15 protein-coding genes and 2 tRNA genes are annotated in these 14,751 nt (G+C 34.4%); 10 read left to right on the forward strand and 7 right to left on the reverse strand.

Going from position 1 to position 14,751, the window contains the following annotated elements; all coding sequences use genetic code 11:
* Window positions 1-23 precede the first annotated feature (23 nt).
* Window positions 24-1,166, reverse strand: a complete 1,143-nt coding sequence (locus tag AAYQ19_RS15455; RefSeq protein ID WP_343537456.1) for an acyl-CoA dehydrogenase — start codon at window positions 1,164-1,166, stop codon at window positions 24-26.
* 487 nt (window positions 1,167-1,653) lie between these two features.
* Between AAYQ19_RS15455 and AAYQ19_RS15460 the strand changes: the two genes are divergently transcribed.
* From AAYQ19_RS15460 to AAYQ19_RS15470, 3 genes are all read left to right on the forward strand, one after another.
* Complete coding sequence (locus AAYQ19_RS15460) at window positions 1,654-2,229, forward strand: chalcone isomerase family protein (RefSeq protein WP_343537457.1); 576 nt, start codon at window positions 1,654-1,656, stop codon at window positions 2,227-2,229.
* 152 nt (window positions 2,230-2,381) lie between these two features.
* Window positions 2,382-3,608, forward strand: coding sequence for a Glu/Leu/Phe/Val dehydrogenase dimerization domain-containing protein (locus AAYQ19_RS15465; RefSeq protein ID WP_343537458.1), 1,227 nt, complete (start codon window positions 2,382-2,384; stop codon window positions 3,606-3,608).
* Window positions 3,609-4,055: 447 nt separating this feature from the next.
* Window positions 4,056-4,901 (forward strand): energy transducer TonB, encoded by an 846-nt coding sequence (locus AAYQ19_RS15470; RefSeq protein ID WP_343537460.1) that lies wholly within the window; start codon window positions 4,056-4,058, stop codon window positions 4,899-4,901.
* Between the two features lie 248 nt (window positions 4,902-5,149).
* Here AAYQ19_RS15470 and AAYQ19_RS15475 read toward each other — a convergent pair whose 3' ends face one another.
* Both AAYQ19_RS15475 and AAYQ19_RS15480 read right to left on the reverse strand, forming a co-directional pair.
* On the reverse strand, window positions 5,150-5,545 hold the full coding sequence (locus tag AAYQ19_RS15475; RefSeq protein ID WP_343537461.1) for an ExbD/TolR family protein: 396 nt from the start codon (window positions 5,543-5,545) through the stop codon (window positions 5,150-5,152).
* A 3-nt stretch (window positions 5,546-5,548) separates the two neighbouring features.
* Complete coding sequence (locus tag AAYQ19_RS15480) at window positions 5,549-6,244, reverse strand: MotA/TolQ/ExbB proton channel family protein (RefSeq protein ID WP_343537463.1); 696 nt, start codon at window positions 6,242-6,244, stop codon at window positions 5,549-5,551.
* 130 nt (window positions 6,245-6,374) lie between these two features.
* Between AAYQ19_RS15480 and AAYQ19_RS15485 the strand changes: the two genes are divergently transcribed.
* From AAYQ19_RS15485 to AAYQ19_RS15500, 4 genes are all read left to right on the forward strand, one after another.
* Window positions 6,375-7,610 (forward strand): bifunctional folylpolyglutamate synthase/dihydrofolate synthase, encoded by a 1,236-nt coding sequence (locus AAYQ19_RS15485; RefSeq protein WP_343537465.1) that lies wholly within the window; start codon window positions 6,375-6,377, stop codon window positions 7,608-7,610.
* Window positions 7,611-7,717: 107 nt separating this feature from the next.
* Window positions 7,718-8,527: a hypothetical protein gene (locus tag AAYQ19_RS15490; protein ID WP_343537466.1), complete on the forward strand. Its 810-nt coding sequence runs from the start codon at window positions 7,718-7,720 to the stop codon at window positions 8,525-8,527.
* 160 nt (window positions 8,528-8,687) lie between these two features.
* Window positions 8,688-8,762, forward strand: a tRNA-Val gene (locus tag AAYQ19_RS15495).
* A gap of 157 nt (window positions 8,763-8,919) precedes the next feature.
* Window positions 8,920-8,994: transfer RNA gene (locus tag AAYQ19_RS15500), tRNA-Val, on the forward strand.
* A gap of 87 nt (window positions 8,995-9,081) precedes the next feature.
* Here the strand turns inward: AAYQ19_RS15500 and AAYQ19_RS15505 are convergent.
* The 4 genes from AAYQ19_RS15505 to AAYQ19_RS15520 form a co-directional block, all read right to left on the reverse strand.
* Entirely contained in the window at window positions 9,082-9,543 is a 462-nt protein-coding gene (locus AAYQ19_RS15505; RefSeq protein WP_343537467.1) for a hypothetical protein, read from the reverse strand.
* A 27-nt stretch (window positions 9,544-9,570) separates the two neighbouring features.
* Entirely contained in the window at window positions 9,571-9,930 is a 360-nt protein-coding gene (locus AAYQ19_RS15510) for a MerR family transcriptional regulator (protein WP_343537469.1), read from the reverse strand.
* Between the two features lie 113 nt (window positions 9,931-10,043).
* Window positions 10,044-10,766 (reverse strand): hypothetical protein, encoded by a 723-nt coding sequence (locus AAYQ19_RS15515; RefSeq protein ID WP_343537470.1) that lies wholly within the window; start codon window positions 10,764-10,766, stop codon window positions 10,044-10,046.
* 70 nt (window positions 10,767-10,836) lie between these two features.
* The gene (locus AAYQ19_RS15520) at window positions 10,837-12,273 is read right to left on the reverse strand and encodes an FAD-dependent oxidoreductase (RefSeq protein WP_343537471.1); all 1,437 of its coding nucleotides are present in this window, start codon (window positions 12,271-12,273) and stop codon (window positions 10,837-10,839) included.
* A gap of 130 nt (window positions 12,274-12,403) precedes the next feature.
* On the opposite strand from AAYQ19_RS15520, the gene AAYQ19_RS15525 reads away from it, so the two are divergent.
* From AAYQ19_RS15525 to AAYQ19_RS15535, 3 genes are all read left to right on the forward strand, one after another.
* A complete protein-coding gene (locus AAYQ19_RS15525) occupies window positions 12,404-12,799 on the forward strand; it encodes a VOC family protein (protein ID WP_343537472.1) in 396 nt (131 codons plus the stop codon).
* Between the two features lie 270 nt (window positions 12,800-13,069).
* Window positions 13,070-13,426, forward strand: coding sequence for a hypothetical protein (locus AAYQ19_RS15530; RefSeq protein WP_343537474.1), 357 nt, complete (start codon window positions 13,070-13,072; stop codon window positions 13,424-13,426).
* A 222-nt stretch (window positions 13,427-13,648) separates the two neighbouring features.
* Complete coding sequence (locus tag AAYQ19_RS15535; RefSeq protein ID WP_343537476.1) at window positions 13,649-14,743, forward strand: efflux RND transporter periplasmic adaptor subunit; 1,095 nt, start codon at window positions 13,649-13,651, stop codon at window positions 14,741-14,743.
* Window positions 14,744-14,751 lie beyond the last annotated feature (8 nt).

Consider the following 14,751-nt stretch of genomic DNA (forward strand, 5'->3'; position numbering starts at 1 on the left):
TTTATTTGGATGAAAATCTAAATTTATCCTGCAATAACCGATCTTGAAATTACAATTTTCTGAATCTCTGAAGTTCCTTCGTAAATCTGAGTGATTTTTGCATCACGCATCATACGCTCTACATGATATTCTTTCACATATCCGTTTCCACCGTGAATTTGGACTGCTTCGACAGCTGTATCCATTGCAACTTGTGAAGCAAACAATTTTGCCATCGCACCACTCACATCGTAGTTTTTATGCTGATCTTTATCCCAAGCCGCTTTCATGCACAAATGACGAGCCGCTTCGATATTTACAGCCATATCTGCCAATTTGAAAGCGATTGCTTGATGATTGCAGATTTCCGTTCCGAATGCTTTTCTTTCTTTAGAATATTTCAAAGCCAATTCATAAGCTCCAGAAGCAATTCCTAACGCTTGAGAAGCAATTCCGATTCTACCTCCTGCCAAAGTCTTCATAGCAAATTTGAATCCGAAGCCGTCTTCTCCAATTCTATTTTCTTTCGGAACTTTTACATCACTAAACATTAAAGAGTGTGTATCAGAACCACGAATTCCCATTTTTTGTTCTTTTGGACCAATAGAAAAACCTGGCATATCTTTCGTCATGATCAAAGCATTGATTCCTTTATGTTTCAATTCAGGATGTGTTTGAGCAATAACTAAATATACCGAAGCTGTATTTCCATTCGTAATCCAGTTTTTTGTTCCGTTTACCAAATAGTGATCTCCCATGTCAACCGCAGTTGTTTTTTGAGAAGTTGCATCACTTCCTGCTTCTGGCTCGCTTAAGCAAAATGCTCCGTGAATTTCTCCCGAAGCCAAACCTGGCAAATATTTTTGTTTTTGTTCTTCAGTTCCAAATTCTTGCAATCCCCAGCAAACTAATGAATTGTTAACAGACATCACCACAGAAGCTGATGCATCAACTTTAGAAATCTCTTCCATAGCAATCACATATGAAATTGCATCAAGTCCGCTTCCTCCGTATTTCGGATCAACCATCATTCCCATAAAGCCTAGTTGGCCCATTTTTTTAATTTGTTCTGTCGGAAAAATTTGTTTTTCGTCGCGTTCGATAACACCAGGCAGCAATTCATTTTGAGCAAAATCTCTTGCAGCTTGCTGAATCATCAAATGCTCTTCGGTAAGATTAAAATCCATAGTCTTGTTAGTTTATTGTTTTTTAAAACCACAATCGAAAAAAATCGTTGGTGGAGATAGTTTGTTTTTTGTGTTTTTTTATTTGTTCTTACCTCAAAAAAGGCTTTCAAAGATAATTTTTAAAAGTCGAATTAACAATGCGTGCATATAAAATTAATAGATCAGCAATAATTACGATAACGTTTTCGTAATTATTCTGAAATTTCAATCGACTAACATCAATACTGCAACATTTTCTTTAAAATTTAAGAATATAATTGCGCATAAAAATGGCATTACTAAAAAAATTTAGTGATTTTTTCCTCCAAAAAAGCGCAACCGGTTTAAAAGCGCGTATATGTACGTAAAGCAAGTCTTACTAATTTGATTATGAAATAAATACATTTAAAAAAAATACTATGCTTTCATAAAAAACATGTATTTTTAGAGAGCAAAATTTAGAAATTAAAAGTATTTTTGCCAAAAAACAAAAATTATTGATAGAAGTATGAAAAAGATTTTACTATTATTTGTATTCCTTTTTAGTGTACAATTTTCTACTGTTTCTGCCCAAGCTCAACTAGATGTAAACGGCGTGACGGTTCCAAGAAAAATTGAAGTACAAAGCAAAACGATGCAGTTAAATGGTGCCGGCGGAAGATCAAAAATGTGGTTGGAAGTTTATGTTCAGGCACTTTATTTGTCTCAATTAAGCCAAGACCCAAAATTCATTATCGACAGTGATACTGAAATGGCGATCAGAATTGAAATTACCTCATCTATGGTTTCGTCAAACAAATTGACAAAAGCGATGAATACAGGTTTTGAAAAATCTGCTGGAAGCAATCTTGAAGCTTTGCGTCCAAGAATTGAGCAGTTCAAAACATTCCTAAGCGACGCTATTACAGAAAAAGATGTTTTCATTTTATTTTACAATCCGTTGGATCAAACGGTTAACGTAATTAAAAATGATGTTCCAAAAGGAAAAATCCAAGGATTTGATTTCAAACAGGCTTTATTCGGAATCTGGCTTTCAGACAAACCAGTTGATGAGACTTTGAAAAAACACTTGTTAGGAATATAATTTAGAATTTCTTAAAAATATTCGAATTCCGAAAGCCGAAAACCTTATCGTTTTCGGCTTTCTTTTTTTTCTTTCATTAAATTTGGCATAAAATACATTATTCGCATTATTCTATTTTATACTTTTACGCAAAATAAACATATCTCAACAAAATGAAAGATTTATTACAGCAATTTGAAAATAAGGAACCTGAAATTGTTTTTAACTGGAAAGACTCTGAAACTGAAGCTGAAGGATGGACAGTTATTAATTCGCTGCGCGGAGGAGCTGCAGGAGGCGGAACAAGAATGAGAAAAGGCTTGGATATGAACGAAGTTTTATCATTGGCAAAAACAATGGAAGTTAAATTTTCAGTTTCTGGCCCTGCAATTGGAGGCGCTAAATCTGGAATTAATTTTGACCCAAATGATCCTCGCAAAAAAGGCGTTTTACAACGTTGGTACAAAGCCGTTTCGCCTTTATTGAAAAGTTATTATGGGACTGGTGGTGATTTGAATGTTGATGAGATTCACGAAGTGATTCCAATGACTGAAGAATGTGGCGTTTGGCATCCGCAGGAAGGTGTTTTCAACGGACATTTCAAACCGACAGAAGCAGATAAAATCAACAGAATTGGCCAATTGCGTCAAGGTGTTATCAAAGTGATTGAAAATCCAAAATTCTCTCCTGACGTAACAAGGAAATATACCGTTGCTGATATGATTACTGGTTATGGCGTTGCTGAAGCGGTTCGTCATTTCTACTCTATTTATGGCGGAGAAATTAAAGGTAAAAAAGCAATTGTTCAAGGTTTTGGAAACGTAGGATCTGCTGCTGCTTTTTATTTAGCTGAAATGGGGGCAAAAGTAATCGGGATTATAGACCGTGATGGTGGATTGATTAAAGAAGAAGGTTTTTCTTTTGAAGAAATCAGAACGTTGTTTTTAAATAAAGACGGAAACAAATTAGTTGCCGAAAATATGATTCCGTTTGAAGAAATCAATTCTAAAATCTGGACGATAGGTGCTGAAATTTTCACACCTTGCGCAGCTTCAAGATTGGTTACTCAAGCACAGATTGATAATTTGATTGCAAACGGATTAGAGGTAATTTCATGTGGCGCAAACGTTCCTTTTGCCGATAAAGAAATTTTCTTCGGATCGATTATGGAAGAAGTTGACAGCAAAGTTAGTTTGATTCCGGATTTCATTTCAAACTGCGGAATGGCAAGAGTTTTTGCTTATTTCATGGAGAAAAAAGTTCAAATGACGGATGAGGCTATTTTTAATGATACTTCCGAAATTATAAAAAATGCTATTGTAAAAGCACATGCTTTAAGTGCTTCAAAAACAAATATTAGTGCGACTGCTTTTGAAATTGCTTTGAAACAGTTGGTATAATTATAAAACACTCACTTCTAAATGAGTCAAATATTCTTTGGCTCATTTTTTTTTACCGCAAATGTTTTTTTACCACAAAGGATGCTAAGTTTATTAAGTCGGAACGTAAACAGGAACTAAATATTAAGTTCGCAAAGCTTTGTGTTGACGAAGCTTTGTAAACTTTTAATCTAAAGATTTACTCAAAAAAACTTTGCGCTTCTTTGCGAAAACCTTTGCGAACTTTGTGGTTAATTTCACCACAGGACTTTGCGGTTAAATTGCATCCTGTTCTTTCGTTCTAAACAATTTTTACTACTTTTAAACGTTTTTAAAAGAAATAATAAATTACACGAATAAATGAGTATCACATCAAGAAATATAAGACGTCTTACATTCCTTTTTTTTGGATTGCTTTTCGGTTTTATTTTAAAATCTTCGCTTTCTGATAAAAAGAAATCGCTTATAATGACAAGTATAATATGTGGTATGATAATTTTATTGTTGTTTTTCATCCGTTTTTGGCCTCCCTATAATCCTGAAAACAACGTTGCACTTGCTGATGGTGGCGGTGGCGGTGGTGGCGTAACTGTGAACTTTGGCGACAGCGATTTAGGTTCTGGGGCAAATTATAAAAGCGAAGTTCTAGAAGTAAAAAACAATGTAAAGCAAGCACCCGCAAAAGCAACTCCTGAAGAAGAAGCTATAATTTCACAAGAAAACACAACTGCAGATAATGACGTAGTTATTCCGACAAAAGAAAAGCCAAAAAAGCCTGTTCCTGTTGAAAAGCCGGTACAAAAACCTGTTCCTGAAAAACCAAAAGTTTCGAACTCCACAAACGATGCTTTGTCTAGTATCTTGAAAGGTTCAAACAAAGGCGGAGATGGTGATGATAAAGTGGCCGGAAATAAAGGAAAACCTGGAGGAGATTTAAACTCTAAAGGCTATTACGGAAGTGGCGGTTCTGGCGGAGGAACTGGAGGTGGTAAAGGAACTGGAAGTGGTTATGGCGCTGGAAGCGGCAGTGGTTCTGGTGGCGGACCTGGATATTCTTTAGGAAACAGAAAAGCATTATCTAAGCCTGCTCCTAAATACAATTGTAATGAAGAAGGAAAAGTAGTCGTTGAAGTCACAGTTGACCAAAACGGAAAAACAATTAGTGCAACTGCCGGAATTAAAGGAACAACAAATACAGCAAGTTGTTTATTAGACCAGGCAAGAATTGCTGCGATGAACACAAAATGGGAATCGGATAGTGATGCTCCTGTTAAGCAAGTTGGCAAAATTATTTATAATTTTAGTTTGAATTAAAACCATAAAATATCAATACAAAAAAGGCTTTCAGAAATCTGAAAGCCTTTTTTCTTCTAGTTTGTGCTAAAAATTGTCGTCTAATTGCTTGGTTCCTCAAAATGACTTGGAGAACGTATGTTTGCGTGAGGGATAGAAGGAAACTACCGCAGTAGCCCGAATAGCCCGACCGCAATAAAAAAATGGGCGAATCAACGTTATGCTGATTGGCCCATTTTATTTATTGGGGTCACGCCCTAATGATAATTTTACTTCGGACTTGTTGCAATTACAAACTTCAAATTGTTCTTCACTCCTATTTGCAAAACATCAACTAAATCTTGTACTTGCAGATTAAATGGAATTCTTACTACAACGGTTTGTTCTTTATCTGTTCCAATTTTTGACATTAAACTAGCTTCAAGATTTTCAAACTCAACTGGTTCTTTGTCAATATAGAATTTTTTGTCTTCAGTAACCGACAAACTGATTAATTGCTTATTCGTTTTTTCGTTTGCTTTAGCTTTCGGTAAAGTCATTTTTATGACATTTGGATTTGCGAGTGTTGAAATAATAAGAAAAAACAACAACAGGAAAAACATAATGTCACTTAATGACGAAGTCGCCACCTCAGCATGAAATCTTCTTTTTCTTTTGATTGACATACCTTATGCTCTTTGAATTATGTTTACAAATTCTAAAATCTGTTTCTGAACCTTTAAGGCGAAATTATCAATTTTTCCGTTCAACAAGTGGTATGCGCTATAAGCAATAATACCCACAATTAACCCTGATCCTGAACTGATCATTTTCTCGTATAAACCTCCAGAAATATTTCCGATACTGATATTTTCTGTAACCGAAATGCTGTAGAAAATCTTGATAACCCCAGAAATTGTTCCAATGAAACCAAGTGTTGGAGCAATACCGGCAATAAGTCCAAGATGACCTAAATGCCTTTCCATTTCTCCAATTTCAATATCTGCCGCACGATCCATATTTGATTCAATTTCAGCAATTGGTCTTCCAATTACCATAACGCCCTCTTTCAGAATATTTCCAACTGCGGTATTATTTCGTTCAACTATAGCTCTCGCTAATTCAATATTTCCAGAATGCAATTTATCACCAACATCTTGCATTAATCTGCTATCAATTTGAGAAGCTCTACTGATATAGAGATAACGTTCAAAAATAACATATATAGTATAAAACAATAAGATAGCGATTGGAATAAGGAAGACACCTCCTTTAAAGATAAAGTCTAAAACTGAGATTTCGTTATTTGGAGCAATTTTTTCGATAACTACGTTAGATGCTGCGTTTGCGATTGTATCTGTTTGTAATTGAATGAAGCTAAACATATTTTAATTCTGGTTTTTATGATTAATTCTAAAAATTATTTGAAATTTGCACTAAAGATAATTTTCGCTGTAATATTAAACTACAAAAATCGAAATTTATTTCAATCGGCAACCATTTTATCCAAAATAAATGAACTATCAAGAGACTACAAATTGGATGTTTAATCAGCTTCCAATGTACCAAATGCAGGGCGCTTCAGCTTATAAAGAAGATTTAACCAATATCAAAATACTGGCAGCGCATCTTGGTAATCCGCAGGATCATTTAAAATGCATTCATGTTGCAGGAACAAACGGAAAAGGTTCGACTTCACACATGCTCGCATCTGTTTTGCATGAAGCTGGATATAAAGTAGGATTGTACACTTCACCGCATTTGAAAGATTTCAGAGAAAGAATCCGAATTAACGGCGAAGAAATTACAGAAGATTTTGTAATTGAATTCATCAGCAAACACAAAAGTTTTTTTGAAGCCAATGATATGAGCTTCTTCGAAATGTCTGTTGGTTTGGCTTTTGATTATTTTGCAACTGAAAAAGTTGACATTGCGATTATCGAAGTTGGTCTGGGCGGAAGATTAGACGCTACTAATATTATTACGCCTCTAGTTTCGGTAATTACGAATATTGGTTTAGATCATACACAGTTTTTAGGAAATACTTTAGAAGCTATCGCAGGCGAAAAAGCCGGAATCATAAAACCAAATGTTCCCGTTGTCATTGGCGAATATACGGATGAAACGCAACCTGTATTTTTGGCGAAAGCCGAACAAAACAATGCACCGATATATTTTGCTTCGGATTTAATTGATCAGATTTATTTATCGGATTTAATTGGAGATTATCAATTTCATAATAAAAAAACGGTTCAGCAGACGATTTCAATTTTAAACAATGAAACCGATTTTAAAATTTCAACCGAACAATTAAAAGAAGGTTTATTAAATGTTGTAAAAAATACGGGATTACAAGGCAGATGGCAACAACTTGGCGAAAACCCAAAAATCATTTGCGACACGGCGCACAATAAACATGGTTTGGCTGTTGTGATGAAGCAACTTCAAAAAGAGACTTTTGAAAATCTACATATTGTTTTGGGCGTTGTAAACGACAAAGACCTAGATTCAATTTTACCCCTCTTTCCTAAAGAAGCTAAATATTATTTCTGCAGACCCGATTCTTCAAGGGGATTAAGCACTGAAATTCTGCAAGATACAGCAAAGAAGTATGATTTATTTGGAGAAAAATACGATTCGGTTGAAAAAGCTTTTCTAGATGCAAAGAAAAACGCTACAAAAAATGATTTCATTTATGCAGGTGGAAGTACGTTTGTAGTCGCCGAACTCCCTTTAAATACAGCGATTTAAATTTCAGGCCAAATCTGGAAGGAAAACTTTATTTAAAATTTATAATCACTTGATTTTTAATGAATTAAATTTGTTTAGTTTTTTTAATAACCAAACAAATTCAAATCATGAAAACAAAAACTACACTTGTAGGGCTCGTCCTATGGATGACCTTATGGTGCGTAACCACGTACGCACAAGACAAAGCTCCAGAAAAAGAAAAACCAGTCTTTATTACCATGACTACACTACATCGCAACCTGGACGGAAAAGCGAAAGACTGGAAAGCCACTGAACAGGAATACTTTGACAAAGTTATCAGCAAAAATGATCTCATTATCGGTTCAGAACTTTTAACCCATTATTACACGGATGACAACACCGAAGTCGTTTTGGTCAGTGTTTACAAAAATTGGGAAGACATCGAAAAAGCGAATGCCATTAGTGATGAACTTGCCAAAAAAGCTTGGCCGGATGAAAAGGCCAGAAAAGCATTTTTTGAAAAATATGATGCTTTTTACACTCAAAAACATTCCGATGAAATTTATCAGAGCATTACTTCTATTGGAGAGAAAGCGTATAAGGATGTTACTAAAAAACCAATGATTATCTATATCCGAAAATCAGAAATGAGCGGAAAAGGAAAAGGACAAAATGTTAAGGAGTTTAATGAAAAAATCACTTTTAAAGATCCGTATATAAAAGCGTATTATCCGTTCCGACATTCATGGGGTTCCAATAGCACTGATTTTATGGAAGCCTTTTTCTACGATTCTCTAGCCGACATGGAAAAATCCAGCGAAAAAATAGATGAACTTATCAAATCGACCTGGCCAAATGAAAAAGATGCCGACGCTTTTTTTGATGAATTGGAGAAATCTTTTACAGGAAAACACAGCGATTACATCTATAGAAACGTTCCGACGCTTTCAAAGTAAAAAATACCTAAAAAATTTACGTTTATAACATTTTCTACATCAACAAGATAGAAAACACATTAAAAAAAGTTTAAATTTTTAGTGTGTTTTCTTTGCAGAACTCGAAAACTAGCGTACATTTGCACACGCAATCACGAAATGATAGCAACCTAGTAAAATAGGGCGATTAGCTCAGCTGGTTCAGAGCACCTCGTTTACACCGAGGGGGTCGGGGGTTCGAACCCCTCATCGCCCACAAAAGACTCCTTAAGAAATTAGGGAGTTTTTCTTTTAATTAAGAGAACTGACAAGAATATTTAAAAATTCACAAAAGTGAAAAATTCTTTGCAGAACTCAAAAACAAACGTATATTTGCACTCGCAATCATAAAATGATAGCGACCTAATAAAATAGGGCGATTAGCTCAGCTGGTTCAGAGCACCTCGTTTACACCGAGGGGGTCGGGGGTTCGAACCCCTCATCGCCCACAAAAAAACTCCTTAAGAAATTAAGGAGTTTTTTTTGTCTTTTTTGGCTTCAGGGTCTGAACCCTCCTCTCGGCGATGGATTTGTCCCTAGTAGCTCTTAATTTTCAAAAACAATTCTATCACATATTTTTTAACGAACTCAGAATTTAAAGCCTTATTAAAATACCTCCTGTATTCTTCATCCGTTTTTCCAAATATTCCATTCATTTTTCCACTAAAACAAAATCGTTCTTTTCCATTTGAAATTTTTCCATTCTCAAAATTGAATTCATTCGTACGCCAAAAATCCTCAGGCATTGAACTGTTTTCTCTTGTTGAAATCCTATAAGATGATTTACCAAATTTAGTATAAGCAATACTCAATTTACTTTTACTTTTTTCAAAATAACTTTCTGTTACAAATGTGTCCCATTCATAAATGGAAATCTGAACTTCTATACTGTCAATTTTTATACTTTCAGATTTTAATAATTTAGGTTTTTCGTGTCCATTTTGAGCAAATAAACATAAACTATTAAGAAGTAAAAATAGTATCACCAAGCTTTTCATATAATTTATTTCTTTTTAAAATCACCATCAATCATTACTCTGCAATTTCTCGCAAACTTTTTCAAGAAGCTTTTTGGTTTGTTTGAAGTATTTCATTTTATCATCAATCTCTTTTATTTTGGCTTGAAAAAGCTCAAGTGTTTCTGGTTTCGAATCCGTACCTTCAAACCAAGTGGTCAATATTTTTTTTATTTCCGCCAAGGTAAAACCAACTTCCCTTGCTTCCATGATAATTTCTAAACGCTCAATAGTATTGCCATCGTAATATTTATAATTATTAGATTTCACTTCTTCATTAGCCAATCCTTTGATCATTCCTAAATTTTCATAATACCTAATTGTATGTATTGACAGGCCTGTTTTCTTTGATAATTCGTTTATAAGCATAACATTATTTTTTATATAAAAAAAACAGCAAAGCATAGACTATACTCTATACTTTACCGTTTCAAATATACTGATTATTTTGACTTTGACTCAATAAGTCCGCCGATTATTTTTTATTTTATTTTCAAATAAATCCCTTCAATAGTGGCGTTGTGTCCAAATTGCCCTTGAAAATCCCCTTTTGTATATTTTACAACTAGAAAATCTGAATAGAAAGTTACTTTAAACTGACACGTTTTTTCATCAGGAAGGTTGTAGACAAAACTATTTCCTGAAATATTTACTTCAGTGTCGTCAATATTAGCAATGTTTCGAGCTGGGTCACTTGTTACAGATATAATTCTGAATTGGTATTTATTATTTTTCAGTTTTTCAATTTCAAAATCTCCTTGTGAACCTTTTTCGCTATAACCATAATGATAACTTGCATTCGTTATAACTGTATTTCGAGAAATCTTTTTTTGCTGTTTCTTCGGATTTGTCAAATTCAGACTTAATGATTTTCTTGATTTTGGTGAAAACCAATCACCAATAAACACAGTTTCTGTTGGTTTTCCAGTTATGATTCCCGAAATATTTCCGTCTTTTTCAAACTCTAAAATTCGGTAGCTTTTGTCATCTTCAACAGTTCCAATAACTTTGATTGGCGTTTTATTTTTTGTATTGAGGTATATGATTTCTCCTGTAATAATTCCATCTGAAATAGAATACGACAAAGAAATTGGTATTTTATCGTTTAAAGTTCCTATCCAGGTTAGTTCTGTGACATTTTGTGCTTTTAAATCAAAAGCAATTAATGCAAAAAAAATAAAAAGCAAATATTTCAAATGTTTCATCTTAATTGTTTGGTTTCTTGGTTTACTCAAAACTAACAATTAAAGAAATAGAGTACAAGTATAAAAAACATTACTCTAAACAACTGCCTCTAGGCTTATCTCCTTCTCGAAGCACAACATCAGAGTGCAAAAATTGTGCGGCGGCCGCAGAATCTTTCACTTTTACAGCGCTTCGTTTTAGCATTTCGGCTTCAAAATCATTTAAGACACTTTCTCGTAATCCTACTTTTTTCCTATGCGATAGTGATTTGCAACCTTTGGTAATAGCTCTTGCAAGTGAAAGCGCATCCAACAAAGCCTGATTGGCACCTTGTCCTTTAAACGGACTCATTGGGTGTGCCGCATCGCCAATCAATGTAACATTTCCTCCTTTATTTAATATCTCGGCATTCAGCAATTCGCGATCATAAACGGGATAACCGGAAATCTGAGCTTCTTGAGTTGCTTGTAAAATCTGCGGAATCGGTTCGTGCCATTGGGTTCTTTTGATTGCTTCTTCTTTTAACGCTTGAGTTCCTTTTGCACTTAAATCTTTAGCTTCATTTTCTGGCATTGGGAAACTCAATTGCCACATTACAGAATCAGATTTATAAGGCATAATGTAAATTCGCTCATTTCCATTTGCAGTTTGAAAAACAGTTGCTGAATCCAATAACGAATTGTCAACTCCTTCTAGCGCACTCAAAGGGCAAATTCCTAATATCACGATACAATCCAAATATCGCAAAGGAGCAACATCTTCACCAAGCCATAATTTCCGAACTGAACTTCGAAGACCATCAGCTCCCACTACGATATCAGCTTTTGCACTTTTGATTTCTTCCTTTACAGAAAAATTAAGTGTAAAACTTTGATCATCGTTTTGTTGAAAATCCATTAATTGGTGTCCCCATTTTATATTTTCATTTTTACCCAATTGTTCAAGCAATGCCAAACGCAACGATTGGCGTGCAATATGAATATTGGAACGTTTTTTAAATGTTTTCACTTCAGCCGGAATCCATTTTCTAACGCCCCACTCGCCAATTACTTTTCCATCAGTTGTATGAACCAAATGTCTAGTCGAAACAACCCCATCTTTCAAATCTAAAATTCCTAATCCCGAGATTGCTTTGCTGGCCTGCTGTAACGTAAGTCCGTAACCTTGCGAACGCGCCTCGAAATTATTGTCGCGTTCATACAACGTGAATGGAATACCACGATGAAGACAAGCTACAGCCAAAGCAACGCCACCAATTCCGCCACCGATAATAGCCACATGAGGATAGTTTTCATCATCCGTTAAAGGAAAAACAGCAGACGGAATTATTCCAGTTCCGTTGCAAGTCGAACACACAATTTTGTGGGGTTTTGGACGAACAGGAGCATTTCCTTCTCCATTCGATTTTTCAAATTGTTCTAATTCGAATTGGTATTGAAGCCGTACTTTTTTACTAAGTCGTTGGCTTTTTTTTCCACGTCCTTCGCATACCTCACAAATTTTCCAGCTTGTTGCTTCTTTTTTCACTTTTACTTTATTTTCTGCCTCTTCCAGCAATCGTACAAAATTAAAGCAAAACTTTACAATTTCATTAAAAGTATTAAAGCATTAATTTGTTTAACTTAGTTTATGAACTATACAACTAAAACTAAAGTATATGGAAACGAAAATGATATGGGCAAACTTGGTTTCACATGATTTGCAAAAAACGATAAAATTTTATTCGGAGCTAGGATTCAAGCAAAATGGGAAAGAAACAGATGAATTAGTCAGTTTTATTTATGGAGAAAACAACTTTGTAATCAATTTTTTTATACCAAAAAGATTTGACAATGCGATGAGAGGAAAAGTCGTCGATTCTAAAAATGAAAATGAAATCATCTTTTCGCTGTCTGCAGAAAGTCGAGAAAAAGTGGACCAATGGTATGAAATTGTACAAAAGGCTGGTGCCAAAATATTCTCCGAACCAGAAAATTTTCAGCAAGGTTACACTTTCGGATTTACAGATCCTGACGGACATAAATTCAATTTTTTATATTGGCCCGGAATGTAAACTTCAAACTAAAAAGCTCCATTAGAAATGATGGAGCTTTATTTTTTATATCATTCTGAAAAACATTGTTTTATTAATTTGCCAAACATCAAAACTGCTAATTTCTTTTTCATAAAAACCAACTCCAATTATTATTAAATATTTAAATCTGTTTGGTTTTAAAAAAAATTTAAGAAACCTTACTTTTCAAATTAGTATATTTGGCGCACTTTGAACAATTATAAATCCTCGATTTAAGGAATAAAACTTTATCAATCTGCTGTGCTGTAAATGAAACCTGTAAAGTTCATATATATCGTTTTGCTTTCGCTGCTCTCTTTTTTTAGAGGCGCCGAAACGGTTCAGCAATCCATTCCTTTTTCTAATTGTATCATTTTGGACAGTGTTGCCGCAGACGACTCACTTTCCTCTTCTGATTTTTCTTCTTCAAAAAGTCTAGAAGTTCATTACATCATCAAGAAGAAAATAAAATCAAGAGCCACGATTTCGCAACAAAGCACAATCAAAGCTCCGTATTTTAGCAATTTAATAAACTTCAAGCTTTATAAAAAAAGCTTAATATATGGTATAGCTTCAATATACCAGGTTCAAAGGCATACTTATTTGCATTTGTACCAACTTTTCTAAACTGCAAAATTTTGTTGTTTTTATAATTTCGGAGTTATTTCTGAAGTAATTTTTCATGGCCTTATGGTACATGAATACACCTTGCTATAAAAACATTTTCTAAATCGGTACTTCCAAAAAAAAGAAGTCTCCGAAACCCTTTTTATTTTTAAAATCCAAATTCATACTCCCTGTATTTAAACAACAAGGGAGAAGATCTATTTATTCAAAAATTAAAACCTAATGATCCATACTTATAAAAATTCATTCCTTTTATGCACCTTAGCTTTATTCATTTTAGTCTCGTGTGGCGATAAGTCAAAAAAGGATTCTAAAAACATAAAAACAGTTCCGGTTTATAAAGTAACCTTAAAAGACACCATAGTTTCGAGCAAATTTGTTGCCGATGTACATGCAAAAAACAACGTAGAAATTCACGTTCGTATTCCTGGTCTATTAGACAAAGTTTACGTTAGCGAAGGACAAAAAGTAAAAAAAGGACAAATCCTTTTCAAAATAAGCGATGTTGAACTTCAGATTCAGCTTCTAAAAGCAGAAGCCGTTTACAAAAGTTCAAAAGCCGATTTAAGAATCGCAACTGTTGAACTGGAACAAGCTCAAACGCTTTTTAATAAAAAAGTAATTGCAGATAAAGAATTAGAATTATCGAAAGCAAAATATGAAGCCGCTTCCGCGAAAGTAGCTCACGCAGTTGCAGAGAAAAAAGCAATCGACCAACAGATTAGTTTTACCACAATCCGCGCACCATTTGACGGAACGATTGATCGTATTCCGTTTAAAGAAGGAAGTTTAGTTGAAAATGGTTCATTATTGACAACAGTTTCTCAATTAGACGATGTATATGCCTATTTCTCAATTCCTGAAAATACGTATTTCCAGATGATGGAAGACAAAACCTTAAACACACAAGGCGATATTAAATTGGTATTACCAAATGGACAAGTTTACGACCAAAAAGGAGAATTAAGAACCGCTGACGGAGAAATTGACAGACAGACGGGTTCTATTCAATACAAAGCAAAATTCCACAATCCACAAGGATTTATCAAACACGGAACTTCTGGAAAACTGATTATTTCAGAACCAAAAACCAATGCAATTTTAATTCCGCAGAAAGCTGTTTTTTCTATTCAGGACAAACAATACGTTTTCCGCGTGAACAAAGATGGAGTAGTTAAAATGACGAATGTTACAATTGAAACGACTCTAGATGATGTTTATATCTTGAACGAAGGTCTAAAAAGCGACGACCTAATTGTACAAGAAGGTACACAATCATTGAGAGACGGCGATAAAATCAACATGAAACAAATGTAGGTTATCGA

This window comes from Flavobacterium mesophilum (assembly GCF_039581405.1).
Lineage (GTDB): Bacteria > Bacteroidota > Bacteroidia > Flavobacteriales > Flavobacteriaceae > Flavobacterium.

Excerpts from the sequence above, each read along its gene's own strand:
- AAYQ19_RS15470 (WP_343537460.1), top strand. The coding sequence starts at position 4,056 with ATGACAAGTATAATATGTGGTATGATAATTTTATTGTTGTTTTTCATC.
- AAYQ19_RS15530 (WP_343537474.1), top strand. The coding sequence starts at position 13,070 with ATGAAACCTGTAAAGTTCATATATATCGTTTTGCTTTCGCTGCTCTCT.
- AAYQ19_RS15525 (WP_343537472.1), top strand. The coding sequence starts at position 12,404 with ATGGAAACGAAAATGATATGGGCAAACTTGGTTTCACATGATTTGCAA.
- AAYQ19_RS15475 (WP_343537461.1), bottom strand. The coding sequence starts at position 5,545 with ATGTCAATCAAAAGAAAAAGAAGATTTCATGCTGAGGTGGCGACTTCG.
- AAYQ19_RS15465 (WP_343537458.1), top strand. The coding sequence starts at position 2,382 with ATGAAAGATTTATTACAGCAATTTGAAAATAAGGAACCTGAAATTGTT.
- AAYQ19_RS15505 (WP_343537467.1), bottom strand. The coding sequence starts at position 9,543 with ATGAAAAGCTTGGTGATACTATTTTTACTTCTTAATAGTTTATGTTTA.
- AAYQ19_RS15535 (WP_343537476.1), top strand. The coding sequence starts at position 13,649 with ATGATCCATACTTATAAAAATTCATTCCTTTTATGCACCTTAGCTTTA.
- AAYQ19_RS15480 (WP_343537463.1), bottom strand. The coding sequence starts at position 6,244 with ATGTTTAGCTTCATTCAATTACAAACAGATACAATCGCAAACGCAGCA.
- AAYQ19_RS15485 (WP_343537465.1), top strand. The coding sequence starts at position 6,375 with ATGAACTATCAAGAGACTACAAATTGGATGTTTAATCAGCTTCCAATG.
- AAYQ19_RS15510 (WP_343537469.1), bottom strand. The coding sequence starts at position 9,930 with ATGCTTATAAACGAATTATCAAAGAAAACAGGCCTGTCAATACATACA.
- AAYQ19_RS15515 (WP_343537470.1), bottom strand. The coding sequence starts at position 10,766 with ATGAAACATTTGAAATATTTGCTTTTTATTTTTTTTGCATTAATTGCT.
- AAYQ19_RS15460 (WP_343537457.1), top strand. The coding sequence starts at position 1,654 with ATGAAAAAGATTTTACTATTATTTGTATTCCTTTTTAGTGTACAATTT.
- AAYQ19_RS15490 (WP_343537466.1), top strand. The coding sequence starts at position 7,718 with ATGAAAACAAAAACTACACTTGTAGGGCTCGTCCTATGGATGACCTTA.
- AAYQ19_RS15455 (WP_343537456.1), bottom strand. The coding sequence starts at position 1,166 with ATGGATTTTAATCTTACCGAAGAGCATTTGATGATTCAGCAAGCTGCA.